The 22,919-nt window shown below is 58.3% G+C and carries 24 protein-coding genes and 1 pseudogene; 8 read left to right on the plus strand and 17 right to left on the minus strand.

The annotated features are described in order from the left end of the window. Positions 1-9: 9 nt before the first annotated feature. Together ubiA and GYN01_RS09580 are read right to left on the minus strand one after the other, a co-directional pair. Positions 10-900 (minus strand): 4-hydroxybenzoate octaprenyltransferase, encoded by an 891-nt coding sequence (gene ubiA, locus GYN01_RS09575; protein WP_203306943.1) that lies wholly within the window; start codon positions 898-900, stop codon positions 10-12. After that, a complete protein-coding gene (locus tag GYN01_RS09580) occupies positions 900-1,454 on the minus strand; it encodes a chorismate--pyruvate lyase family protein (RefSeq protein WP_173427006.1) in 555 nt (184 codons plus the stop codon). Before GYN01_RS09580 ends, ubiA begins: the two co-directional genes overlap by 1 nt. A 212-nt stretch (positions 1,455-1,666) precedes the next feature. Between GYN01_RS09580 and GYN01_RS09585 the strand changes: the two genes are divergently transcribed. The 4 genes from GYN01_RS09585 (at position 1,667) to GYN01_RS09600 (ending at position 4,070) form a co-directional block, all read left to right on the plus strand. Further along, the gene (locus GYN01_RS09585; RefSeq protein WP_003437744.1) at positions 1,667-1,834 is read left to right on the plus strand and encodes a rubredoxin; all 168 of its coding nucleotides are present in this window, start codon (positions 1,667-1,669) and stop codon (positions 1,832-1,834) included. Positions 1,835-1,868: 34 nt separating this feature from the next. Further along, complete coding sequence (locus GYN01_RS09590; protein WP_048402074.1) at positions 1,869-3,017, plus strand: FAD-dependent oxidoreductase; 1,149 nt, start codon at positions 1,869-1,871, stop codon at positions 3,015-3,017. A 189-nt stretch (positions 3,018-3,206) separates the two neighbouring features. Further along, entirely contained in the window at positions 3,207-3,482 is a 276-nt protein-coding gene (locus tag GYN01_RS09595) for an HU family DNA-binding protein (RefSeq protein WP_048363875.1), read from the plus strand. 207 nt (positions 3,483-3,689) lie between these two features. Then, on the plus strand, positions 3,690-4,070 hold the full coding sequence (locus GYN01_RS09600; RefSeq protein WP_048363874.1) for a hypothetical protein: 381 nt from the start codon (positions 3,690-3,692) through the stop codon (positions 4,068-4,070). A 90-nt stretch (positions 4,071-4,160) separates the two neighbouring features. On the opposite strand, the gene GYN01_RS09605 is transcribed toward GYN01_RS09600, so the two are convergent. The 6 genes from GYN01_RS09605 to exbB all read right to left on the minus strand — a co-directional run bounded on the left by GYN01_RS09605 (position 4,161) and on the right by exbB (position 10,978). After that, positions 4,161-5,561, minus strand: coding sequence for an aminoacyl-tRNA deacylase and HDOD domain-containing protein (locus GYN01_RS09605; protein WP_203306944.1), 1,401 nt, complete (start codon positions 5,559-5,561; stop codon positions 4,161-4,163). A 79-nt stretch (positions 5,562-5,640) separates the two neighbouring features. Next, positions 5,641-7,716 carry an ATP-dependent DNA helicase RecG gene (gene recG, locus GYN01_RS09610; protein ID WP_048363872.1) on the minus strand — a complete coding sequence of 692 codons (2,076 nt, stop codon included), beginning with the start codon at positions 7,714-7,716 and terminating at the stop codon, positions 5,641-5,643. Between the two features lie 8 nt (positions 7,717-7,724). Continuing rightward, positions 7,725-8,645: a hydrogen peroxide-inducible genes activator gene (locus GYN01_RS09615; RefSeq protein ID WP_048363871.1), complete on the minus strand. Its 921-nt coding sequence runs from the start codon at positions 8,643-8,645 to the stop codon at positions 7,725-7,727. Between the two features lie 162 nt (positions 8,646-8,807). Then, positions 8,808-9,554, minus strand: coding sequence for a TonB family protein (locus GYN01_RS09620; RefSeq protein WP_048363870.1), 747 nt, complete (start codon positions 9,552-9,554; stop codon positions 8,808-8,810). Continuing rightward, complete coding sequence (gene exbD, locus GYN01_RS09625) at positions 9,551-9,979, minus strand: TonB system transport protein ExbD (protein WP_048363869.1); 429 nt, start codon at positions 9,977-9,979, stop codon at positions 9,551-9,553. Before exbD ends, GYN01_RS09620 begins: the two co-directional genes overlap by 4 nt. Before the next feature lie 6 nt (positions 9,980-9,985). Then, positions 9,986-10,978 carry a tonB-system energizer ExbB gene (gene exbB / locus GYN01_RS09630; protein WP_048363868.1) on the minus strand — a complete coding sequence of 331 codons (993 nt, stop codon included), beginning with the start codon at positions 10,976-10,978 and terminating at the stop codon, positions 9,986-9,988. 184 nt (positions 10,979-11,162) lie between these two features. Between exbB and GYN01_RS09635 the strand changes: the two genes are divergently transcribed. Then, a complete protein-coding gene (locus tag GYN01_RS09635) occupies positions 11,163-12,032 on the plus strand; it encodes an SDR family oxidoreductase (protein WP_048402076.1) in 870 nt (289 codons plus the stop codon). Between the two features lie 72 nt (positions 12,033-12,104). On the opposite strand, the gene GYN01_RS09640 is transcribed toward GYN01_RS09635, so the two are convergent. From GYN01_RS09640 to GYN01_RS09665, 6 genes are all read right to left on the minus strand, one after another. Then, entirely contained in the window at positions 12,105-12,848 is a 744-nt protein-coding gene (locus tag GYN01_RS09640) for a hypothetical protein (protein ID WP_203306945.1), read from the minus strand. Positions 12,849-12,915: 67 nt separating this feature from the next. Further along, complete coding sequence (locus tag GYN01_RS09645) at positions 12,916-13,296, minus strand: RidA family protein (RefSeq protein ID WP_019828190.1); 381 nt, start codon at positions 13,294-13,296, stop codon at positions 12,916-12,918. Positions 13,297-13,329: 33 nt separating this feature from the next. Beyond that, entirely contained in the window at positions 13,330-15,435 is a 2,106-nt protein-coding gene (spoT, locus tag GYN01_RS09650) for a bifunctional GTP diphosphokinase/guanosine-3',5'-bis pyrophosphate 3'-pyrophosphohydrolase (RefSeq protein WP_048363865.1), read from the minus strand. A 60-nt stretch (positions 15,436-15,495) separates the two neighbouring features. Continuing rightward, entirely contained in the window at positions 15,496-15,759 is a 264-nt protein-coding gene (gene rpoZ / locus GYN01_RS09655; RefSeq protein WP_016782707.1) for a DNA-directed RNA polymerase subunit omega, read from the minus strand. 168 nt (positions 15,760-15,927) lie between these two features. Further along, positions 15,928-16,548, minus strand: a complete 621-nt coding sequence (gmk, locus tag GYN01_RS09660) for a guanylate kinase (protein ID WP_048363864.1) — start codon at positions 16,546-16,548, stop codon at positions 15,928-15,930. Between the two features lie 13 nt (positions 16,549-16,561). Further along, the gene (locus GYN01_RS09665; RefSeq protein WP_048363863.1) at positions 16,562-17,425 is read right to left on the minus strand and encodes a YicC/YloC family endoribonuclease; all 864 of its coding nucleotides are present in this window, start codon (positions 17,423-17,425) and stop codon (positions 16,562-16,564) included. A gap of 246 nt (positions 17,426-17,671) precedes the next feature. Here GYN01_RS09665 and rph point away from each other — a divergent pair, with 246 nt between their 5' ends. Together rph and GYN01_RS09675 are read left to right on the plus strand one after the other, a co-directional pair. Further along, positions 17,672-18,394, plus strand: a complete 723-nt coding sequence (gene rph, locus GYN01_RS09670; protein ID WP_048363862.1) for a ribonuclease PH — start codon at positions 17,672-17,674, stop codon at positions 18,392-18,394. Positions 18,395-18,429: 35 nt separating this feature from the next. After that, entirely contained in the window at positions 18,430-18,804 is a 375-nt protein-coding gene (locus tag GYN01_RS09675; RefSeq protein WP_048363861.1) for a DUF4870 domain-containing protein, read from the plus strand. A gap of 74 nt (positions 18,805-18,878) precedes the next feature. Here GYN01_RS09675 and GYN01_RS09680 read toward each other — a convergent pair whose 3' ends face one another. Beyond that, positions 18,879-19,658 carry an exodeoxyribonuclease III gene (locus GYN01_RS09680; protein WP_047278759.1) on the minus strand — a complete coding sequence of 260 codons (780 nt, stop codon included), beginning with the start codon at positions 19,656-19,658 and terminating at the stop codon, positions 18,879-18,881. An 82-nt stretch (positions 19,659-19,740) separates the two neighbouring features. Between GYN01_RS09680 and pyrE the strand changes: the two genes are divergently transcribed. Then, positions 19,741-20,382 carry an orotate phosphoribosyltransferase gene (pyrE, locus tag GYN01_RS09685; RefSeq protein WP_048363860.1) on the plus strand — a complete coding sequence of 214 codons (642 nt, stop codon included), beginning with the start codon at positions 19,741-19,743 and terminating at the stop codon, positions 20,380-20,382. Positions 20,383-20,442: 60 nt separating this feature from the next. Here pyrE and argB read toward each other — a convergent pair whose 3' ends face one another. Together argB and GYN01_RS09695 are read right to left on the minus strand one after the other, a co-directional pair. Next, positions 20,443-21,348: an acetylglutamate kinase gene (gene argB, locus GYN01_RS09690; protein WP_048363859.1), complete on the minus strand. Its 906-nt coding sequence runs from the start codon at positions 21,346-21,348 to the stop codon at positions 20,443-20,445. 25 nt (positions 21,349-21,373) lie between these two features. Then, a pseudogene (locus GYN01_RS09695) lies at positions 21,374-22,759 on the minus strand (phosphomannomutase/phosphoglucomutase); the annotation flags it as partial. Positions 22,760-22,919: the final 160 nt, after the last annotated feature.

Consider the following 22,919-nt stretch of genomic DNA (forward strand, 5'->3'; position numbering starts at 1 on the left):
GGCGTGGGATCACGCCAACGCGTAGTTGAGGACGATGCCGACAAAGATCGCCAAACCCGCCCAATGGTTGTGCAAGAAGGCCTTGAAGCAGCGTTGTGGATCGCGGTCGCGGGTGTACCAGAATTCCCACACGAAGCAGCCCGCTGCCACCAGCAGCCCCATATGGAACCAGTCACCCAGTTCAAACTGGGTGCCGGCCAGCCACAGACAACCCAGCGCCAACCCTTGCAGGCTGAGGTTGATCACCCGGTCTGCGTCGCCAAACAGGATAGCGGTCGACTTAACCCCGATTTTCAGATCGTCCTCGCGGTCCGTCATGGCGTAGTAGGTGTCGTACGCCACCGTCCACAGCAGGTTGGCGATGTACAGCAACCACGCCGCCGCTGGCAGGCTGCCCGTCTCGGCGGTAAACGCCATCGGCATGCCCCACGAGAAGGCTGCGCCCAGCACCACTTGCGGGTAGTAGGTGTAACGCTTCATGAACGGGTAGCTGGCGGCCAACGCCAAACCGCCGAATGACAGCCAGATCGTAGGCGCATTGGTGCACAGCACCAGCAGGAAGCTGATCCCCATTAGCACGGCAAAAAACACCAACGCTTCTTTGCCGCTGATTTTTCCGCTCACCAACGGCCGTTGTTCTGTGCGTTTGACGTGGCCATCGACCTTGCGATCTGCAAAGTCATTGATCACACAGCCACCGGCGCGGGTCAGGATCACGCCGAAGACGAAGATCAGCAGGTTGCTCAGCGACGGCACACCTTTGGCCGCAACCCACAGCGCCCACAAGGTCGGCCACAACAGCAGGTAAATGCCGATGGGCTTGTCCATGCGCGTTAACTGAATAAAGTCCCATGCGCGAGGGTTCAAACGGTTGAGTGATTTAAGCAGACGCACGTACATCAGTTGTTCTCCGACCGGGCACTCACGGCGGCCCACAGTTTGGGTAAAAACACCTCAGCCACCAGCACGCTCAGCTCTCCTCGTACAAAGCGCGACCGTCGCGCCCAGAGCGTATCGACCTGATCGGCCTGGGGCAGCCACTCGCGCGGGTAATGGCACACCTGCAACGCGCCGCGCTTAAACGCCTGATCGCTGAACAGCAATTGCCCCAATGAACGCGTGCCCAGCTCGTCCATGTGCAAGCCGCCCGCTTCAAGTGCGCTTTGGCACGCTACGCTGCGCGCAAACACCCAGGGCTGCTGGTGCCCACACAAATACACTTCGCGCACCCAGCCCCGGCTGTTGCCAGGCAGGTCGAGCGCGGCGCATTCGTCCTCGCGCAAGGTCTGCCAGCCTTCAAACAAAGGCAAGACACTGAAGTTATCGTCAGAAAGGGCTGTGAGACGAAGGGTCAACGAGCCTTGATCGAACAACCAGTCTAGGGTGTGTTCGTCGGGCAACGCAGGAAGGCGGCTTTGTTCACGCCAGACGGGGGAGATCAACGGGGAAGTCATGTGCGGCACAGTCGGTCATAATTGGCAGCCATTGAGGGCGCCGAGCTTATCACGCTGCCTCCCGAATGAGCGCTTGAGTGCCGATTGGCTGCAATCTCGCTTGCATCTACCGGTTTTGATCCGTACAAAACGCCCTGAACTCGACGAGCGACACAGCGTCACTGCAAAAGTCTGTGCCCTCGCCAAAGCCTGAACCCAAGGAAATACCCCCCATGAAAAAGTGGCAATGCATCGTATGTGGACTGATTTATAACGAAGCCGATGGCTGGCCGGATGATGGCATCGCCCCCGGCACGCTGTGGCAGGACGTGCCCGAAGACTGGCTGTGCCCAGACTGCGGCGTAGGCAAAATGGATTTCGAAATGATCGAAATCAACTGATACCTTTTTGAGTTTCGCCTTTAGGGAGATTGGAATGAACGCACCTGTCGTGATCGTTGGCACCGGGCTGGCTGGCTACAACCTGGCCCGGGAATTTCGCAAGCTGGACAGCGAAACGCCGCTGCTGTTGATCACCGCCGATGACGGGCGTTCCTACTCCAAACCCATGCTGTCCACCGGTTTCGGTAAAAACAAAGACGCCGACGGCCTGAGCATGGCCAGCCCCGGAGCGATGGCTGAGCAACTGAACGCCCAAGTGCGCACCCACACGCGCATCAGCGGGATTGATCCCGGCCACAAGCAGTTGTGGATCGGTGAAGAAGCCGTGCCGTATCGCGACCTGATTCTGGCGTGGGGCGCGCAAACGGTGCAGGTGACCGTGGAAGGCGATGCGCAGGACGCTATTTACCCCATCAACGACCTGGAAGATTACGCACGCTTTCGCACCGCCGCCGCAGGCAAGCGCCGCGTACTGATACTGGGGGCCGGCCTGATCGGCTGCGAGTTTGCCAATGACCTGATCGCAGGCGGCTATGACGTGGATCTGGTCGCCCCGTGCGAGCAAGTCATGCCCACGTTATTACATCCTGCGGCAGCAGCAGCGGTGCAAACCGCCCTTGAAGGTATCGGCGCACGCTTGCATCTAGGCCCGATACTCACGCGTCTGCAACACAGTGCGGACGGGGTTGAAGCGCATTTGTCTGATGGTAGCGTCCTACGTTGTGACGTCGTGGTGTCAGCCATTGGCTTGCGCCCACGGACAGATTTGGCCGCCGCGGCCGGGATTCGGGTCAATCGCGGGATTGAAGTGGACCGCCTGCTCAAGACCTCCCACGCCAACATTTTTGCGCTGGGTGACTGCGCACAGGTTGAGGGCCTGAGTTTGCTGTATGTCATGCCGCTGATGAGCTGCGCCCGCGCACTGGCCAAAACCCTGGCTGGCAACCCGACTGCTGTCAGCTATGGCGCCATGCCCATCACGGTAAAAACACCGGTGTGCCCGTTGGTGGTGTCGCCTGTACCCCCAGGGTATGAGGGCGTTTGGTCGGTCGAAGGCAGCGGCCCAGACATCAAGGCGGTGTGCCGCGACGCAGATGGCAAATTGCTAGGTTATGCACTGACCGGCGAGGCCGTCCGCGAAAAACTCGCCCTCAACAAAGAGCTGCCCGCACTTTTGGCGTAAACACTGGCAACTCTGTCGCATATGCCTTTGCCTTGGCTCAACAAAGGCCGGATCGAAGCTGGCGCCGGCCTTGGCCGCATGCCATTCTCACACCGGTCTGCCGCAGAGTAGAGCCTGCGGCGCCTTAGGCGTTGCTCCCTGGAGAGCAGCACGGACATAACAACAAAAAACCGTCAAAGAGGCTTCATCATGCGTAAACCCGATCTCGCCGCCGCTATCGCGGAAAAGGCTGACCTCACCAAAGAGCAAGCCAGCCGCGTGCTCAATGCCGTGCTCGAAGAAATCACCCAAGCCCTGCATCGCAAAGACAGCGTCACACTGGTTGGCTTCGGCACCTTTGTTCAACGCCACCGCGGTGCCCGCACCGGCCAAAACCCACAAACGGGTCAGCCAGTCACGATCAAGGCCAGCAACACCGTTGCGTTCAAGCCGGGCAAGTTCTTGAAAGACAGCGTCAACCCTTAGTGACACACCGGCCTTTAGTCACATGAGGCCTTGAAGAATGGGCAAGCTGGCCCGGCTGGCGGCCCATTCTTGATAGCGACAGGACAATCGTGCGGCCATAAGTGGCAAAACGCCCCCCATCTACGCCTATCCATGCAGATATATGGCGTTCTTTGAACAAATCGTTACACTGCGCCGGCCATTTATTTTTCTCTTGAGGCCGCGTACATGAAATTTCGTTTTCTGCTCTGGATGCTGGGCTTCATGATGAGCAGGGCCAGCCGAAAAAACCCGGCGTTTGCCCAACAACTGGTCGACAAAGACCTGGTGTTCCAGCTGCAAACCCTGGACGGCAGCGTCGCCCGTCACTTCAAAGTCAAAAACCAGCGCATCACCAGCCACTCAGGGCTATACCCCGAGCCTGCGTTTGCTATCGCTTTCAAAGATGCAGCCTACGGTTTCGCGACCATGCAGGCCAAGAACAAACAACTGGCGTTCATGACCGGGATTCAGGACAAGTCGATCCAGATCAAGGGCAACCCTGCACTGGTGATCTGGTTCCAGGGACTGACCAAGTACCTGAAACCACGTAAAAAACCAAAGGCTTAAAGCCGGACAACGACCGAGACAGCCTTTGCCAGCCTCTACGAGGAGGGGGTAGCGCTGCGCGCTGCTCTTCGGCCAACCTTGCCCCGTAGGTCAGGCCTGACCGAATTGGGCGGCCAGCTCACGCAACAACACCTCGGCCTCCAGCACTTTGCTGACGACGTCTTCGGCTTTTTCGCGAGTGACGCCCAGGCTTTCAAACAGCGCGTCAGGCAACGGGTCGTACGAGCCGTGCCCAATGCCACGGCTGCGCAGCAGCCCCACCGCCACGCACACCAGATTGGGGTACTGCGCATGTTCGCCCGCATAGAGCGGGTCATGTTGAAACCGCAGGGCCGCCGCCAGTTCGTCCGGCATGTCCCAATAGCGCATCAGCCAGGCGCCGATTTGCTCACGGGTAATACCCAGCAAATGCTGTTCAACCATGCTGTGACTGACATGCGGGTTGACTTCAAGGTGACGGCAAATCAGCGAGAAGTGCGGCGGAAACACGTGGGCCAACAGCAGATAGCCAAAATTGTGCAGCAGCCCCGCCAGGTACGTCAGACCGGTTTCAGGGCGTTCGGCCCGGGGCATGGCACGGGTCAGCCCCTCAATGACCGCCGCGGTGTAAATCGACTGCTGCCAGTAAGGCGTGCTCGATTGCGGGTGATCCTTGGGCAGGCTCAGGGTTTTACCCAGCGCCAGCCCCAGTGCCAGGTTAATCACCAGATCAAAGCCCAGTACGCGCACGATCGCGTCTTCAACAGAACGGATCTTGCCCGGCGAGGCGTAGTACGGTGACGCCGCCCAACTCATGACTTGTGCCGCCAGCGCCGGGTCCGTTTCGACAACACCGGTGATGTCGTCGATGGTGGCGTTGGGGTCTACGCGCAGGCGGATGATTTTGCGTGCGGTTTCGGCCAACGGCGGGATTTCGATTGTCGCTTCAAGACGCTGCTGAATACGGCGCGCAGTAAACGCGTGCACCGCTTGGGTGATGGCTTCACCGTCTTCATCCGGGCGGTCCAGATTGAGCTTGATGGCTTCCAGCGGCTCGGCAAAACGCCCTGCGCTGGCCTTGGTCAGCATGCTTTTGAAGTGTTCTTGAGAAATCTCCAGCAACAGCCCCGGCTCACCGGCGTTAATCAACAGCAAGGGCTGTTGCAGCAGCTGTTCTTCATACAGGCAAGGCGAACTGGTGAGAGCTGGCAAGCCTGGCAGCAGCGTCAGCTCATGCTTGCCGAGCATGCGCTCAAGGTGGACGGGGGCGACAGCCGTCATGCGCCGCCCGATCAGCTCGGCCAGACGATTGAGGTCAAGCAAGTGACTCTGCGGAAACAGCACCATGAGCGCGCCGACCGTGTCGTCGAGCAACGCGGCTTGAACTTTGCGTGCGGGGTTAAGACCGGGGTGGTCAATGACTTCCCGGTACGGGATGGCCAACTCGCCAAGCAGCTGTCGAATAACCGACGGCGTGTGCGGAACAGTTGGGGCGCTGGCAACTTCAGTCATGGTGTGTGTCCGGTTCTTACAACTCAAATGTGGTAATCAGACAGTTAATCGGCCGCTGATCTATTTACTGAACGCGCCTTTAAACCTGCCCGTATTGCTGACCGTGGCGCAGCCAGCGGTCCAGCAAAGGGCTGACGTGGGTGGGCCAGCGTTCCAGCAGGGCTTGTGCCGCGTCGCGAACAGCAGGAAGCAGGTCGGCGTCACGCATCAAATCGGCAACTTTAAACTGCAAAAGCCCGGTTTGCCGGGTGCCCAGCATTTCGCCGGGGCCGCGCAGTTCGAGGTCTTTTTCGGCGATGACGAAGCCATCGTTGGTCTCGCGCATGATGCCCAAACGCTGACGGCCAATTTGCGACAGCGGCGGGTGATACAGCAGCACGCAATGGCTCACCGCGCTGCCTCGACCGACGCGTCCGCGCAATTGGTGCAACTGCGACAAGCCCAGTCGTTCGGGGTTTTCGATGATCATCAGGCTGGCATTGGGCACGTCCACGCCGACTTCAATCACCGTAGTGGCAATCAGCAATTGCAACTCGCCGGCTTTGAACAGGGCCATGACCTCAGCCTTTTCAGCGGCTTTCATGCGCCCGTGTATCAACCCGACGCGCAATTCACCCAAGGCGCTGGAGAGGTCTTCAAAGGTGGTTTCAGCCGCCTGACAGGTCAGCTCTTCAGACTCTTCAATCAGCGTGCACACCCAGTACGCCTGACGCCCTTCGGCACAGGCCGCACGCACTCGCTCTATGACTTCGAAACGCCGCGTATCGACCACCAGCACCGTGTTAACCGGGGTTCGGCCTGGCGGCAGTTCGTCGAGGATCGAGGTGTCGAGGTCGGCGTAGGCACTCATGGCCAGGGTGCGCGGGATCGGCGTGGCGGTCATGATCAATTGATGCGGGCACATGACTCCGCCCACGCCTTTATTACGCAGGGCCAGGCGCTGTTGCACACCGAAACGGTGCTGCTCGTCGATGATGACCAGCGCCAGGCGCTTGAACTGCACTTGATCCTGAAACAAGGCGTGAGTGCCCACCACCATCGGCGCGCCGTTGGCGATGTGCTCGAGTGCAGAGATACGCGCCTTACCTTTAAGTTTGCCCGCCAGCCATGCCACCTCAAGCCCCAACGGTTCCAGCCAGCGCTTGAAGCTGATGAAGTGCTGCTCGGCGAGGATTTCGGTGGGCGCCATCAGCGCCACTTGATAACCCGCCTCCAGCGCCTGCAAGGCGGCCATCGCCGCCACCACCGTTTTACCCGAACCAACATCCCCTTGAATCAGGCGCAACATAGGCTCGGGCTGACTGAGATCGTAGGCAATTTCGTTGCCGACACGCACTTGCGCCCCGGTCGGGGAAAAGCCCAAGTTGCGCAGGAACTGCTCAGGCAACGTTTGAGCTTTAGCCAGGGCGGGCGCCCGTTGAGAGCGCAAGCTTTCGCGCAAACGCTGCTGAGACAGCTGATGGGTCAGCAGTTCTTCAAATGCCAGGCGGTGCTGTGCCCAGTGATGGCCCAAGGCGAGTTCTTCCACGTCTGCATCGGCCGGTGGCTGGTGCAGATAGCGAATCGCCTCATCCAAAGGTGCCAGTTGATAGTCTTTGGCCAGCTCGCGCGGCAACCAGTCCGGCAGGCTGCGTGGCCCCAACATCGCCAGGCTTTGCAGGCTCAGTTGGCGCAAGCGCTGCTGAGTCAGACCTTCAGTGGTGGGGTAGATCGGGGTCAGCGTGGTGTCGACCGGCGGTGGCTCATCGCCCGTAATGGCACGGTACTCCGGGTGGTAGATTTCCAGCCCCGAGGCGCCGGGACGCGCTTCGCCATAGCAACGCACTTCAGTGCCGCGCTTCAGGCTTTCCTTTTGCGCATTACTGAAGTGGTAGAAACGCAGGCTCAGGCCACCCGTGCCGTCATTGATGCGCACCAGCAAGCTGCGTCGCTTGCCCATGACCACATCGGTGCCAATCACCCGCCCTTCGACCACCGCATCCTGACCGGGGCGTAACGCGCCGATCGGCACAACGCGGGTGCGGTCCTGGTAGCGCAACGGCAAATGAAACAGCACGTCTTGCACGGTTTCCAGCCCGACTTTGGCCAATTTCTCGGCCATCGCCTCTCCCACGCCCTTAAGCGCCGTGACCGGCACATTCGACAACTCGGTCATAACAGTTCTTACGTCGCCGCAGGCGGCTTGGCCACCGAGCATAGACGGATCGAGTCCGCGAGGATCTCAATCGCTTTAGGCCGAGGGAAGCTGGCGCGCCATGCAATCGCCACCGTGCGGAACGGCACTGGCGGGGTCAGCGGGCGTACGGCCAGCACACCGGGGGAATAATGGTGACTGTCGACAGCAGAGAGCGGCAGGATCGAGATGCCCAGGCCTGAAGCCACCATGTGCCGGATGGTTTCCAGTGAGCTGGATTCGACCGTGGTGTGCTTGGCGCCGTCATTGCCCTTGGTCAGGGTCGGGCACGCCTCAAGCACCTGATCGCGGAAGCAGTGACCTTCACCCAGCAACAGCAAGCTCTTGTCGTTGAGCAGGCTGGCGTCGATGGTGTCTTTTTTGGTCCACGGGTGCTCGCTCGGCATCAGCACGTAGAACGGCTCGTCGTAGAGCGGCAGGGTCAGCACATCAGCCTCATGGAACGGCAGGGCGATGATGATCGCATCCAGCTCACCGTTACGCAGCTTGTCGCGCAGGATGTGAGTGAAGTTTTCTTCGATGTACAACGGCATTTGCGGGGCAACCCGATGCAGTTGTGGAATCAGATGCGGGAACAGGTAAGGACCTACGGTGTAGATCGCGCCGACCTTGAGCGGTGCGGTGAGCTGGTTTTTGCCCGCCTGCGCCAATTCACGGATGCCTTGAGCTTGCTCCAGTACCTTCTGGGCCTGGGCAACAATGCCCTCACCGACAGGCGTCAGGCGCACGGCACTTTTGCTGCGCTCAAAAATCAGCACACCGAGTTCGTCTTCCAGTTTTTTCACGCCCACCGACAGGGTCGGCTGGCTGACGTGGCAACGCTCGGCCGCGTGGCCGAAGTGCTGCTCTTGGGCAAGCGTAACGATGTAGCGCAATTCTGTAAGGGTCATAGCGGGCGTCCATAAGGCTGCGGGCCGAAGCATAACGGCTGCAATCGATAGACGCACGTTATCAGACATTACCCACAGAGCTACAGTCGCTAATCACGCGTTTGCCGGTTTTTATCTATACAGCAGGTGCAAAAAAGGCACCTTACGGTGCCCTTTCTGCTGTCAGCGTCGACGTTTATCGATGGAATACACGAAGGGTGCCACGATCTCGATGCTGCCATTGGTCAGCATGTCAGCCGGAGGCTTGGGCAGAGGTTGTGCCCGACGGATCATTTCCAGGGTGGCCCGGTCCAGATCAGCATTGCCTGAGCGCCCGACCAATTCGTAGGACAGCACCTTGCCTTGCGCATCGACCACAAAGCGCAGACGGTTCAGACCTTCCTTGCCCCGCGATTGAGCCGCAGCCGGGTACTTTTTGTACTTGCCCAGGTGAGCCAGTAAAGCGCCTTCCCAACTGGCTTTGGCTGCCAGTTGTTGCGCCGAAGGGCTAAGGGCCGGTGCGGCGGACTTCTCGCTGGGCGCCTTGGTCGGCGTCGCGTCGCTCGGTTTCTCTTCTGAAGGTTTCTCTTTGACCGGGTCAGGTTTTTCCACAGGCTTGGGCGGTTGAGGCTTTTGCTTGGGTTTGACCGGCTTGGGAACAGAAATCTTCGGCTTGGGCGCTTCGGCCAGCTTGGGGATCGGCAACTCTTCTACGGGCGCCGGCGGTTGTGGTGGCGTTACCACTTTCGGCGGAGCAGGAGGAGGCGGTGCCGGCAGCGGCGCGAGATCGACCATCATCGCCTGGGGCGGAAGTTCGATTGCGCGCGGGTTAGACCATTGCAGGGCGAGAATTACCGCCACTGCATGGACACCCAACACCACGGCCAGGCTGGTTGCGTAACGCGTCATCTTTTGGCGCGCTATGGTCATTTCTTGGCTGCCGTCTCAAGTCCGACCAACCCGACCTTCAAGTAACCGGCTGCGCGCAATGCATCCATGACGCTCATCAAGTCACCGTAGTCCACACCCTTGTCGGCCTGGAAGAAGATCGTCGTGTCTTTGTTGTTATGCGTACGGGCGTCCAGAGTCGGGCCCAACGCTTCAACGGTGACGGGATCATCGCCCAGGTACAGGCGCTGATCCGCCTTGACGCTAAGGAACACCGGTTTCTCGGGGCGCGGCGCCGGTTTGGCGCTGGACGCGGGCAGGTCAACCTTGATATCCACGGTGGCCAGCGGTGCGGCCACCATGAAGATGATCAGCAGTACCAGCATTACGTCGATAAAGGGGGTGACGTTAATTTCGTGGTTCTCGGCCAGATCGTCGTCTGCGCCTTCTTTTAAATGCAGGCCCATGGCCGATTACCCCACTTTCACCATGTGCGGTTGCGAGCTGCGCTCAGGCGGCAGGTGATCGAGGTCACGGCTAACCAGCAGCAACACTTCAGCCGATGCGTCCGCCACCTGAGCTTTGTAGCCGGTGATGGAGCGGGCAAAAACGTTGTAAATCACAACCGCAGGGATCGCCGCTACCAGACCCAATGCCGTGGCCAACAGCGCCTCGGCAATACCCGGCGCCACAACGGCCAGGTTAGTGGTTTGGGTTTTGGCGATGCCGATAAAGCTGTTCATGATGCCCCACACGGTGCCGAACAGACCCACGAACGGCGCTGTCGAACCAATGGTGGCCAACACGCCTGTGCCGCTGCTCATGTTGCGACCGCAAGCCGCAACCAGACGCTCAAGACGGAAGCTGACGCGCTCTTTAATGCCTTCTTTTTCACGGCTATTGGCCGACAGACGCATCTCTTCAAGGGCGTCTTGCACCAGCAGGTGAGCCAGCGTGCCCTCTTTAGTGGCCGATTCGCTGGCCTCTTTAAGGGTGCGGGCTTTTTTCAGGCTGGCGATTTCGGAGCGCAGACGACGCTTGGCGCCCAGCACTTCGAAGCCTTTGGCGATCCAGATGGTCCAAGTGATGATCGAAGCGATTGCCAAACCGATCATGACAATTTTGACGATGATGTCGGCGTTTTTGTACATGCCCCACGGCGACAGGTCATGGGCCATGCCCAGGCTGTTGTCTTCTTCTGCGACGATTTGTGGTGCGTCATCCGCAGGGGCAACCACACCCTCAGCTTGGGCTGGATCTGTAGCACCCGGCGCTGGAACAGGCGCGGAGGCATCAGCGGCAGCAGCAGTAACGGTTGCAGGAGGTACGGCAGCGTTCGCGGGCTCATCGGCAAATGCCGCAGCCGGAGCAAGCAACAGGCTGAACATCAGCGCCGCCACACCACGCCAAAGGCGTGCAGGGCTCAACAGCTGGGTTGGCGAAGCGGTGGAATGATTGCGTGTCATGCTAGCCGGACCTGAGAAGTTTTGAGGTTTTGCCCTACAACGGGTGTAAGACCAAGGACAAATGATGCGTTATTATTGCAAGTAATTCTTGTTAACAAAAGCAATAGCACCTGTTTTTTTCCCAGGTCACGACCAACGTCTGACCTTTTTTGGCCGCTTTGCAGCTTTTCATTAGGAGTTTGAGATGCCCAACGCCTCTGTCTTGATCGTCGGTTGTGGCGATGTCGGAAGTCGACTCGCCACTCAGTTACTGAAGGACGAATGGAAGGTTTACGGATTAAGGCGATCCATCGATCAACTGCCTGAAGGCGTGAATGGCGTCGCGGCCGACCTGTTTAAAGACCCGTGCCCGGCGCAATGGCCCACGGGCCCAATCGACTATGTGGTGTACAGCGTCGCCGCCACCGAGCACGACGAAGCGGGTTACCAAGCCGCGTATGTCGATGCGCTCAAACGCACGCTCAGCTGGCTCAAGCAACACAATCAACAACCCAAGCACCTGCTGTTCGTTTCCAGCAGCGGTGTTTATGTGCAGCAGGCAGGTGAGTGGGTCGATGAAACCTCACCGGCCGAGGCTACCAATTACTCGGGGCGCATCATGCTGGACGCGGAGCAGATCGCCTTGAACAGCGGCATTCCCGCCAGCGTAGTGCGCTTGACCGGGATCTACGGACCTGGCCGGGAGTGGCTGCTGGGGCAGGTACGCAAAGGCTATCGCGTGGCTGTTGAACCGCCTCTTTATGGCAACCGCATCCACGCCGATGACGCGGGTGGACTGCTGGCCTATCTGCTTGAGGCTCATCAACACGGCAAAACGTTGGAGGACTGCTATATCGGGGTCGACGATACTCCCGCGCCATTGTCAGAGGTTGTGAACTGGCTCCGTGAGCAATTGGGCGTGACCGAGTGGTCTGAAGAGGCAAGCGTAAGGCGGGCGGGGAGCAAGCGTTGCAGCAATGCACGCGCCAAGGCCCTGGGATGGGAGCCGCGCTACCCAAGCTATCGCGAAGGTTATGCGGCGATTTTGGCGGGGCAGCCTGGCAAAGCACACTGAGTACGCAGGAACTGGCGAAGGCTGCGCGCTTTTGACCTTAAAGGCTCGCAGCCTGCGGGGCGTTGGGCGTGATCAGTGCTGCTTCTCAAGCACCCATTCGCGCTTGCCGGGGTACAACTGAGGCATTTCGTCTGGCTGAGAGGCATCCAGCGCTTCAAAAATTTCGAGCTGTTTGCCATTGCGCACAAAGATGTGAGCCGCACCGGTCTCACCTTGCTGGAGCCAAAGGCTGTCGTATTCGCCGCTCATCGACGCACAATCACCTGCCAGGCACAGGGCGTAGGCGTTCATGCCCGGCAAGCCCTTGAGCTGCCCGCCAGCCAAAAAGGTCACGTTGGTGCCTTGGCCTGCACCCTCGGCAATACGCCATTGGCCACCCAAGTAAGCCGTTTTGAGGGCTTTTTCAAAGCTGGTGCCCAGCGGGTCTTGCGCCGCCACATTTACTGACGAGCGGGCAAATACCTGTTGAGGATCGGCGTCTGCCGCCGCTTGTACCAGCTCTTCGCCTGCAAGGCTCAAAGCCGTTGCCGAACTGCCATAGAAGTCGACTTGCCACACGCCCTTGTCTTCGGGTTGCAGCTTGCCCTCCACCCGCTCAAAGCCATTGGTGTAGCGGGCTTGAGCAGTTTGAGTGTCGATGTCCCACTCAAGGTTAGGGCCATACGCCAGCAACGCTTCACGCAGGTTGCCACCTTTGGCCGCCGCATCAATCGCTGCTTGGTTGATCCAGATACCACTGATATCGCGGTGGGCGGGTTCGCTGGCACAGCCACCCAGAAAAACGGTGAGCAGTGACAAGACTAGCGCTTTGCGCATAGTGGAATCCTTTTAAAACGGGGAAAAGCGAGGGTTGGCGCAGCATGAAGACGCTGCGCCGAGGGTGTTACTCGATGACCAGAATCGCGTCCATCTCAACCTGCGAACCCTTTGGCAGGGCTGCTACGCCAATGGCTGCACGCGCCGGGTACGGCTGCTCAAAGTAGGTGCCCATGATCTCGTTAACCTTGGCGAAATGGCTAAGGTCGGTCAGGAAGATGTTCAGCTTGACGATATCTTTGAACGAACCACCCGCGGCCTCAGCTACCGACTTCAGGTTTTCAAATACCTGGATGGTCTGGGCTTCAAAGCCTTCAACCAGCTCCATGGTTTTTGGGTCCAGCGGGATTTGACCGGACATGTAGACGGTATTGCCAGCTTTGATCGCTTGGGAATAAGTACCGATGGCAGCAGGTGCTTTGTCGCTGGTGATAACAGTCTTGGTCATGTGTGACTCCTTGTAATGGCCATTTGTAACGGCCTATGCACGCATCCGAGTGATGCGGATAACCCCGGTAAGGGCACGCAGTTTTTTGATCACGCGGGCCAGATGCACACGATCGTGCACGCTGACCACCAGTTGGACCACGCTGATACGACCATCGCGTTCGTCCATGCTGATCTTCTCGATGTTGCCGTCGGCGGCGTTCACGCTGCTGGCCAGCAGCGCAATCAAGCCACGCTGGTGTTCCAGCTCGACGCGCAACTCGACGTTAAATTCGCCGGTAACGTCTTTGGCCCACGAAAGCTGGATGCATTTTTCGGGGTTGTGGCGGATTTCACTGATATTGCGGCAGTTGTCCAAATGCACAACCATCCCTTTGCCCGCCGACAGGTGACCCACAATCGGATCGCCCGGAATAGGCGTGCAGCATTTGGCATAACTGAGCACCAGGCCCTCGGTACCGCGAATGGCCAACGGACCTTCGGGGCTTGGCAATTGCTCACCTTCACCCATCAAGCGGCGGGCGACCACATAGGCCATGCGGTTACCCAGGCCGATGTCTTCCAGCAGATCTTCAATGTGCTCCAGGCGGTACTCGCTGAGCATGGCCTGAACGCGTTCGGGCGCAATTTTGTCCAGCGAGCTGTTGAAGCCGTTGAGCACTTTGTTCAGCAGGCGCTCGCCCAGGTTCACGGACTCGGAACGACGCTGCAACTTGAGCGCGTGACGGATATGCGTGCGGGCTTTACCGGTGACCACAAAGTTGAGCCAGGCCGGGTTAGGGCGTGCACCCGGAGCACTGACGATCTCGACCGTGGAGCCACTTTGCAGCGGCTCGGACAGCGGTGCGAGACGGCGATTGATCCGACAGGCGATACAACTGTTACCGACGTCGGTATGTACGGCGTAAGCAAAGTCGACCGCCGTGGAGCCTTTGGGCAGCTCCATGATCCGGCCCTTGGGCGTGAAGACATAGACCTCGTCCGGGAACAGGTCGATCTTCACACTTTCGATAAATTCGAGGGAGTTACCTGCGCGTTGCTGCATTTCCAGCACGCCCTTGACCCATTGCCGCGCCCGGGCATGCGTACCGGTGTGCTGCTCATCGCCACTGGATTTGTAGAGCCAGTGCGCCGCGATCCCGTTGTTGGCCATTTCTTCCATTTCACGGGTACGGATCTGAATTTCGATCGGTACGCCATGCATGCCAAACAGCGTGGTATGCAACGACTGATAGCCGTTGGCTTTGGGAATCGCGATGTAGTCTTTGAAGCGGCCCGGCAGCGGCTTGTACAAATTATGCACAGCGCCTAACACGCGGTAGCAGGTATCTACCTTGTCGACGATGATGCGGAACGCATAAACGTCCATGATCTCGTTGAAAGCCCGGCGCTTGCCGCGCATCTTTTTGTAGATGCCGTAGATATGCTTTTGACGCCCGCTGACTTCGCCCTGAATGCCATCAATGGCTAGACAGTGGCTCAGCGACTCTTCAATTTTGTTGACGATTTCTTTGCGATTGCCCCGGGCGCGTTTGACGGCCTGGTAGATGCGCGCTGAGCGCATCGGGTACATCGCCTTGAAACCGAGGTCTTCGAATTCGATGCGAATGCTGTGCATGCCCAGCCGATTGGCGATGGGCGCGTAGATTTCCAGGGTTTCCTTGGCAATCCGCCGGCGCTTTTCGCCGGACAGCACTTCGAGGGTGCGCATGTTGTGCAGGCGGTCAGCCAACTTGACCAAAATCACGCGGATGTCCCGCGCCATGGCCATGGCCATCTTCTGGAAGTTTTCGGCTTGCGCTTCGGCTTTGGTTTCGAAGTTCATCTGGGTCAGCTTGCTGACACCATCAACCAGTTCTGCCACGGTTTCGCCAAACTGCGCAACCAGCGCTTCCTTGGCAATACCGGTGTCTTCGATCACGTCATGCAGCATGGCTGCCATCAGGCTTTGATGGTCCATATGCATATCGGCAAGGATATTTGCGACTGCCAGCGGATGCGTGACATAAGGTTCGCCGCTACGTCGGCGTTGGCCGTCGTGGGCTTGTTCTGCGTAGTAGTACGCTCGGCGGACCAGATTAACCTGGTCCGGGCCGAGGTACGCCGACAAGCGATCGGCGAGGGCGTCTATGCTCGGCAAGAGGGAGCCTCCTGCCAAAACTGTGAACCCTTCGCCGTGCTACGTCGACCGGGCATAGGCTTAGTTCGCCTCGTTGGACTCGTCCTCGAACGCTGCGAACAGCGGTTCGTCTTCGACGATTTCAGCGTTGGCGATAAACTCGTAGCTCATCAGGCCTTCAGCGATTTCACGCAGGGCAACAACGGTAGGCTTGTCGTTTTCCCACTGAACCAGAGGCTCTTTACCACCGGTGGCCAGTTGACGGGCACGCTTGGTAGACAGCATGACCAGCTCAAAGCGGTTATCCACGTGTTCTAGACAGTCTTCAACGGTTACGCGGGCCATGGTCTTCCTCGTAGCAAATGCAATATGCGCGCTGCCCGGATGGGCGAGCGGACTGAACAGTTTAAAAAATCACCAGCCATTAGGGAAGCGCTGATTTTTCAAGCCCTGCCCCAAAAGCCTCTGTAAGCGCCAATGTAAAGCCCTTGCAGGGGTTTTGGGAAGAAGCTTTTAGCCAAGTAATTCGGCCAGTAACTTGCCATAACGCTGCTGCTGACGATTGTGCTGCAAGCGATTGGCGCGAAAAATCGCCTTCAAATCCTCAAGCGCAACCGCAAAATCATCATTGATGATCAGGTAGTCATACTCGACGTAGTGGCTCATTTCACTCACAGCTTCGCGCATACGGCCATCAATGATTTCGTCGCTGTCCTGCCCGCGGTTATCCAGACGCTCACGCAATGCTTGCTGGCTAGGCGGCAGGATAAAGATCGAACGCGCCTGAGGCATCAACTTGCGAACCTGCTCAGCACCTTGCCAGTCGATTTCCAGAATCAGGTCATGACCTTCATCCAGGGTCTGCAGCAAGTGGCTTTGCGAGGTGCCATAGAGGTTGCCGAACACCTCGGCGCGCTCCAGAAAATCACCGTGCTCGATCATTTTCACGAACTCTTCGCGCTCGACGAAGTGATAGTTCACGCCGTTCACTTCACCGGGGCGCATGGCCCGGGTGGTGTGCGAAACCGAAACGCGAATTTGCTTGTCGAGATCGGTAAGCGCATTGACCAGGCTGGTCTTGCCTGCGCCCGAAGGGGCAGAAACGATGTAAAGGGTGCCAGTGCTGTGGGTCATGTCAGGGGGAGCCTTACTCAATATTCTGTACTTGTTCGCGCATCTGCTCGATCAACACTTTGAGGTTGACCGCCGCTTGAGTGCTGCGTGGATCGAAAGCTTTGGAGCCCAAGGTGTTGGCTTCGCGGTTGAGCTCTTGCATCAGGAAATCGAGGCGACGCCCCGCCGCCCCACCAGACTTGAGCACACGTCGCACTTCAAGGATATGGGTGCTCAGCCGGTCGAGCTCTTCGGCCACATCGCTTTTCTGCGCCAGCATCACCATCTCTTGCTCAAGACGCTGCGGGTCTAGCTCAGCCTTCATGTCGTTGAAGCGGTCGAGCACCTTTTGACGCTGAGTCGCAAGCATTTGCGGCACCAGCTCACGCAAAGTATCGACATCACTTTCGATGGAGGTCAGACGCTCACTGATCAAGCGAGCCAGCTCTGCACCTTCGCGCTCGCGGCCGTCTTTCAACTCTTGCAGACCTTGCTTGAACAAGGCCAGCGCCTGCGTATTGAGGGCTTGTGGGTCGCTCGCATCCGCCACCAGGACGCCTGGCCAGGCCAGCACTTCCAGCGGGTTGAGTGCCGCAGGCTGCTTGATCAGGCTGGCAATCGATTCGGCGGCTGCCACCAGTTGCGCAGCGCGCTCGCGATCGACTTGCAGCGGCTTGCCGGTGGTTTCTTCGGTAAAGCGCAACGTGCATTCCAGCTTGCCCCGCGAAATACCCTGGCGCAGCGCTTCACGCACCGCACCCTCAAGGTCGCGAAATGACTCGGGCAAACGCAGGTGCGGCTCCAGGTAGCGGCTGTTGACCGAACGCAGCTCCCAGCTAAGGGTGCCTTGAGTGCCAGCGCTTTCAACGCGGGCAAAGGCGGTCATGCTATGCACCATGGAGGTACCTCGCGATCTGATGAGTTAAGCCAAACGGCTACTAAGGCGGCGGATTGTAGCGCAGTGCAGCGAACGTCCCAAATGACGTCTGTCGTAATCACGCGCAATGTTAAGCCCCCGCGGCAGCGGCGACAGGCTTCGTTATCAGCTTGCTCCTACAAAACACAACGCAGTTTTAGGTGTGCCCCTGACGGTCTATGGCCTTTATAATGCTCGACAGTTTTCCGTCCCGTACAGGTATCCCACATGAAACGTCCAAGTGGTCGCGTTGCCGATCAGCTACGCCCGATCCGCATCACCCGCAACTACACCAAACACGCAGAGGGTTCTGTACTGGTCGAGTTCGGTGACACTAAAGTCATCTGCACCGTCAGCGTCGAGAACGGCGTGCCACGTTTCCTTAAAGGCCAGGGCCAAGGCTGGCTGACCGCCGAATACGGCATGCTGCCGCGCGCCACAGGTGACCGTAACCAGCGTGAAGCCAGCCGTGGCAAGCAAGGCGGCCGCACCCTTGAAATCCAGCGCCTGATCGGCCGTTCCCTGCGCGCCGCACTGGACATGTCCAAACTGGGTGACATCACCCTTTATGTTGACTGCGATGTGATTCAGGCCGATGGCGGCACTCGCACTGCATCGATTACGGGCGCAATGGTTGCCTTGGTCGACGCCCTGAAAGTGATCAAAAAACGTGGCGGCCTCAAAAACGGCGACCCGATCAAGCAGATGATCGCAGCCGTGTCGGTGGGCATGTATCAGGGCGTACCTGTGCTTGACCTCGACTACCCTGAAGATTCAGCAGCCGAAACCGACCTCAATGTGGTGATGACCAGCACCGGTGGTTTCATTGAAGTTCAAGGCACCGCCGAAGGCGCGCCGTTCCAGCCGGACGAGCTGAACGCCATGCTGGCACTGGCTCAAAAAGGCATGACCGACATTTTTGCACTGCAACAAACTGCGCTGGCTGACTGATTACCTGCGCTTTCGCTGACCACCTGGAGAACACCATGAGTGAGCTGGACCTTTCAAAACCCGAGCCAGGCCCGAGCCGCGAAGCTCGGCAATGGGCCATGTTCTGCCACTTCTCGGCGTTCCTGGGAATGTGGTTTCCGTTTGGCAGCCTGATCGGCCCGCTGATCCTGTGGCAAATGAAGCGCGAAAGCGACCCGTTCATTGACGACCAAGGCAAGGAAGCCATGAACTTCCAGATCACCGTGGCGATAGCTTCGGCTATTTGCTACGTACTGATGTTCGTCCTGATCGGTTTTGCCCTGATCGGACTGTTATTTATCGGTGCGGTGGTGCTGGTGGTGATTGCCGGCGTCAAGGCCAATGACGGGGTGACTTACCGTTACCCCTTCACCTGGCGCCCGATCAAGTAAGCAGCCTGTCGCTTGCAGCAAAAAAAATGCCCGTATCCTTGGATACGGGCATTTTTTTAAGGCGAACAAGACACTTAGATCGTCAGTGTCCAGTCGTAGTCCACGATCAATGGCGCATGCTGCGAGAAGCGTGGCTGGCGCGGCATACGCGCACTGCGCACAAAACGGCGCAAGCCGGGTGTGAGCAACTGGTAGTCAAAACGCCAGCCAAGGTTGAGCATTTCAGCCTGTTCGTTATCCGGCCACCAGCTGTACTGATCACCTTCACGGCTGACTTCACGCAGGGCATCGACATAGCCCATGTTGCCGACAATCTCATCCATCCAGGCCCGCTCAGGCGCCAGGAAACCAGGAGACTGCTGGCTGTCACGCCAGTTTTTAATATCGAGCTTCTGCTGCGCCACATACAGCGAACCGCAGTAGATGTACTCACGACGCTTGCGACGCTGCTTGTCCAGGTAGCGTGCGAAGTCGTCCATCAACTTGAATTTTTGATTCAAGTCTTCATCGCCGTTCTGCCCCGAAGGGAGCAGCAAGGTCGCGATGCTGACCTTATCGAAATCGGCTTGCAGGTAGCGCCCGTAGCGATCGGCGGTTTCGAAGCCGAGCCCAGTAATGACCGCTTTCGGTTGCAACCGCGAATACAAAGCCACACCGCCTTGGGCAGGGACTTCAGCTTCGCAGGCATAAAGAAAGTAGCCATCCAGCTGGTAGGCCGGATCGTCCAATTCAAAGGCGGAGGCGCGGGTGTCCTGCAGGCAAATAACGTCGGCATTCTGAGCTTGCAGCCAACTGAGCAAACCGCGCTCGACTGCCGTCTGAATGCCATTAACGTTCACACTGATGATCCGCATAAATGGCCCCAAAAATCACGTGCGTGTATGATACACGCCGTCTTACTATTTAGCTAAATCCGCGGTATCAGGGGCTTTTTTCATGCAAGCGTATCAGCGCGATTTCATCCGTTTTGCCATCGATCGCGGCGTTTTGCGCTTCGGCGAGTTCACCTTGAAGTCCGGACGCACCAGTCCTTACTTCTTCAATGCCGGCCTGTTCAACACCGGCTCTGCGCTGGCTCAACTGGGGCGCTTTTATGCTGCCGCCATCGCAGACAGCGGTATTCCTTTCGACGTGCTGTTTGGCCCGGCTTACAAAGGTATTCCTTTGGCCGCAACAACCGCTGTAGCCCTGGCCGAACATCACGAACGTGACGTGCCGTGGTGCTTCAACCGCAAAGAAGCGAAAGCCCACGGCGAAGGTGGCAGCCTCGTAGGCTCCCCGCTCGAAGGCGACATTTTGATCATCGACGACGTGATTACTGCTGGCACCGCTATCCGCGAAGTCATGCAAATCATTGCCTCGCAAAACGCCAAAGCAGCGGGCGTGCTAATCGCACTTAACCGCCAGGAACGTGGCAATGGCGAGCTTTCAGCCATTCAGGAAGTCGAGCGCGACTTCGGCATTCCTGTTGTCAGCATCGTTTCGTTGACCCAGGTTCTGCAATTTCTGGCCGACGACGACCAGCTCAAGCAACACCTTCCTGCCGTTGAAGCGTATCGGGCGCAGTACGGGATCTAACCCGCCGCCCACAAAAAAGGCCCCGTGCGGAATCTGCGCACGGGGCCTTTTTAATACGGTTTAAACCGGCTTGCTGTTAGTAATCAGCGTGCCCACACCTGTGTCGGTGAAAATCTCCAGCAATACCGCATTCGGCACGCGACCATCCACGATATGCGCCGTGGTGACGCCGCCTTGCACCGCTTCCAATGCGCAGCGAATCTTAGGCAGCATGCCGCCATAGATAGTGCCATCGGCAATCAGCTCATCCACTTGGGTGGTGGTCAGCCCTGTCAACACGTTGCCCTGCTTGTCCATCAAACCTGCAATGTTGGTCAGCAACATCAGCTTCTCGGCCTTGAGCGCTTCAGCCACTTTACCGGCAACCAAATCCGCATTGATGTTGTAAGACTCACCATTGGCCCCCACGCCAATCGGCGCAATGACGGGGATGAAATCGCCGTTGGTCAGCATGTGCAGCAGGTCGGTGTTAATGCCCACCACTTCACCCACATGACCAATGTCGATAATTTCCGGCGAAGTCATTTCCGGCGTCTGACGCGTTACCGTAAGCTTTTTCGCACGGATCAGCTCGGCATCTTTACCGGTCAGGCCAATCGCACTACCGCCGTGACGGTTGATCAGGTTCACGATGTCTTTGTTGACCTGACCGCCCAGCACCATTTCCACCACGTCCATGGTTTGCGCGTCAGTTACGCGCATGCCATCAATGAAATGACTCTCGATGGACAAACGCTTGAGCAAATCACCGATTTGCGGCCCGCCACCGTGTACGACGACCGGGTTGATGCCCACCGCCTTCATCAGCACGATGTCACGGGCAAACCCGGTTTTCAGGTCGTCGTTCTCCATTGCGTTGCCGCCGTACTTGATCACCAGCGTCTTGCCGACGTAACGGCGAATGTAGGGCAGCGCTTCGGACAATACCTTGGCGACGTTGGAGGCGGCATCACGTTCGAGGGTCATTCAGGGCTCCGGTAGAACAAGTCGATCAAAACGGTAGAGGGAGATCAGGTGCCACACGCTTGAGTTGAGCGTGGAAAACATCCTTGATGCGTTGCAGTTCGGCCTCGGTATCGGCCTCAAATCGCAGCACCAGCACCGGCGTGGTATTGGATGCGCGAACCAGGCCCCAGCCGTGTGGGTAGTCGACCCGCACACCATCAATGGTGGTCAGCTCGGCGGCTTCACCCCATTGGGCGTCGTGCAGGGCGCTAATAATGCTGAATTTGCTCTCATCCGTCACATCGATATTGATCTCAGGGGTCGAAATATCGTTGGGGAATGCGGCAAACAGCTCTTCGGCGCGCTCTTCACGCTTGCTGAGGATCTCCAGCAGGCGTGCCGCGCTGTAAATACCGTCATCAAAACCGAACCAGCGCTCTTTGAAAAAGATGTGCCCGCTCATTTCACCGGCCAGCAACGCGCCGGTTTCTTTCATTTTCTTTTTGATTAACGAATGACCGGTCTTCCACATCAGTGGGTGGCCGCCATATTCCTTGATGAGCGGGATCAAGCGACGCGTGCATTTCACGTCGAAGATGATTTCAGCCGCCGGGTTGCGCACCAAAACGTCCTGCGCAAACAGCATGAGCAAGCGGTCCGGGAACACCATAGTGCCCGTGTTGGTCACGACACCGACACGGTCGCCATCGCCGTCAAACGCCAGGCCCAAGTCGGCGTTCACTTCCTTGACCTTGGCGATCAAGTCCACCAGGTTTTCCGGCTTGCCAGGGTCCGGGTGATGGTTGGGAAAGTTGCCATCCACCTCGCAAAACAACGGGATCACTTCGCAGTTCAGCGCTTCGATCAGTTGTGGCGCGATCACACTCGCAGCGCCGTTGCCACAATCGACCACCACCTTCAAACGCTTGGCCAACTGGATATCGCCCGTAATGTGCTTGGCATACGGCTCAAGAATCTCGACCTGGGCAATGCTGCCTTGGCCCCACGTCAGATCATGGGTTTTAAGACGTGTGTGCAGGGCCTGAATTTGCTCATTGGCCAGCGTATCGCCTGCAATCACGATCTTGAAACCGTTGTAATCCGAAGGGTTATGGCTGCCCGTAAGCATCACCCCGGACTTGCCGGCCAACACATTGGCCGCGTAATACAGCGCCGGCGTCGGCACCAGCCCCACGTCGCTGACATGGCAACCACTGTCGGCCACGCCTTGAATCAATTGCGCCACCAGCTCAGGCCCGGAAAGCCGCCCGTCACGGCCCACCGACACATTCTGCTCACCCTTGGACAGGCTCTCAGCGCCGATGGCACGCCCGATCCAGTAGGCGGTTTCTGCGGTCAGCGTCTTCGGCACTACGCCTCTGATATCGTATGCGCGAAAAATGCTGTCAGGAAATGCAGGTGCGACCGCAGATGGGCTAGTCATTACAAGAGGTACTCCACTTTCAGGGAATTTGGGGCATGCGCTGAAGTGCTCAGCCATACAAAAGTCGACCGCGCCACACGGCGTAAAAACGCCCCTGCGACACACGGGGTCGAACACAAACTGAAGGTTTGGACGGTGTTTTGACGCG

The sequence above is a fragment of the Pseudomonas weihenstephanensis genome (genome assembly GCF_016812185.1).
GTDB lineage: Bacteria > Pseudomonadota > Gammaproteobacteria > Pseudomonadales > Pseudomonadaceae > Aquipseudomonas > Aquipseudomonas weihenstephanensis.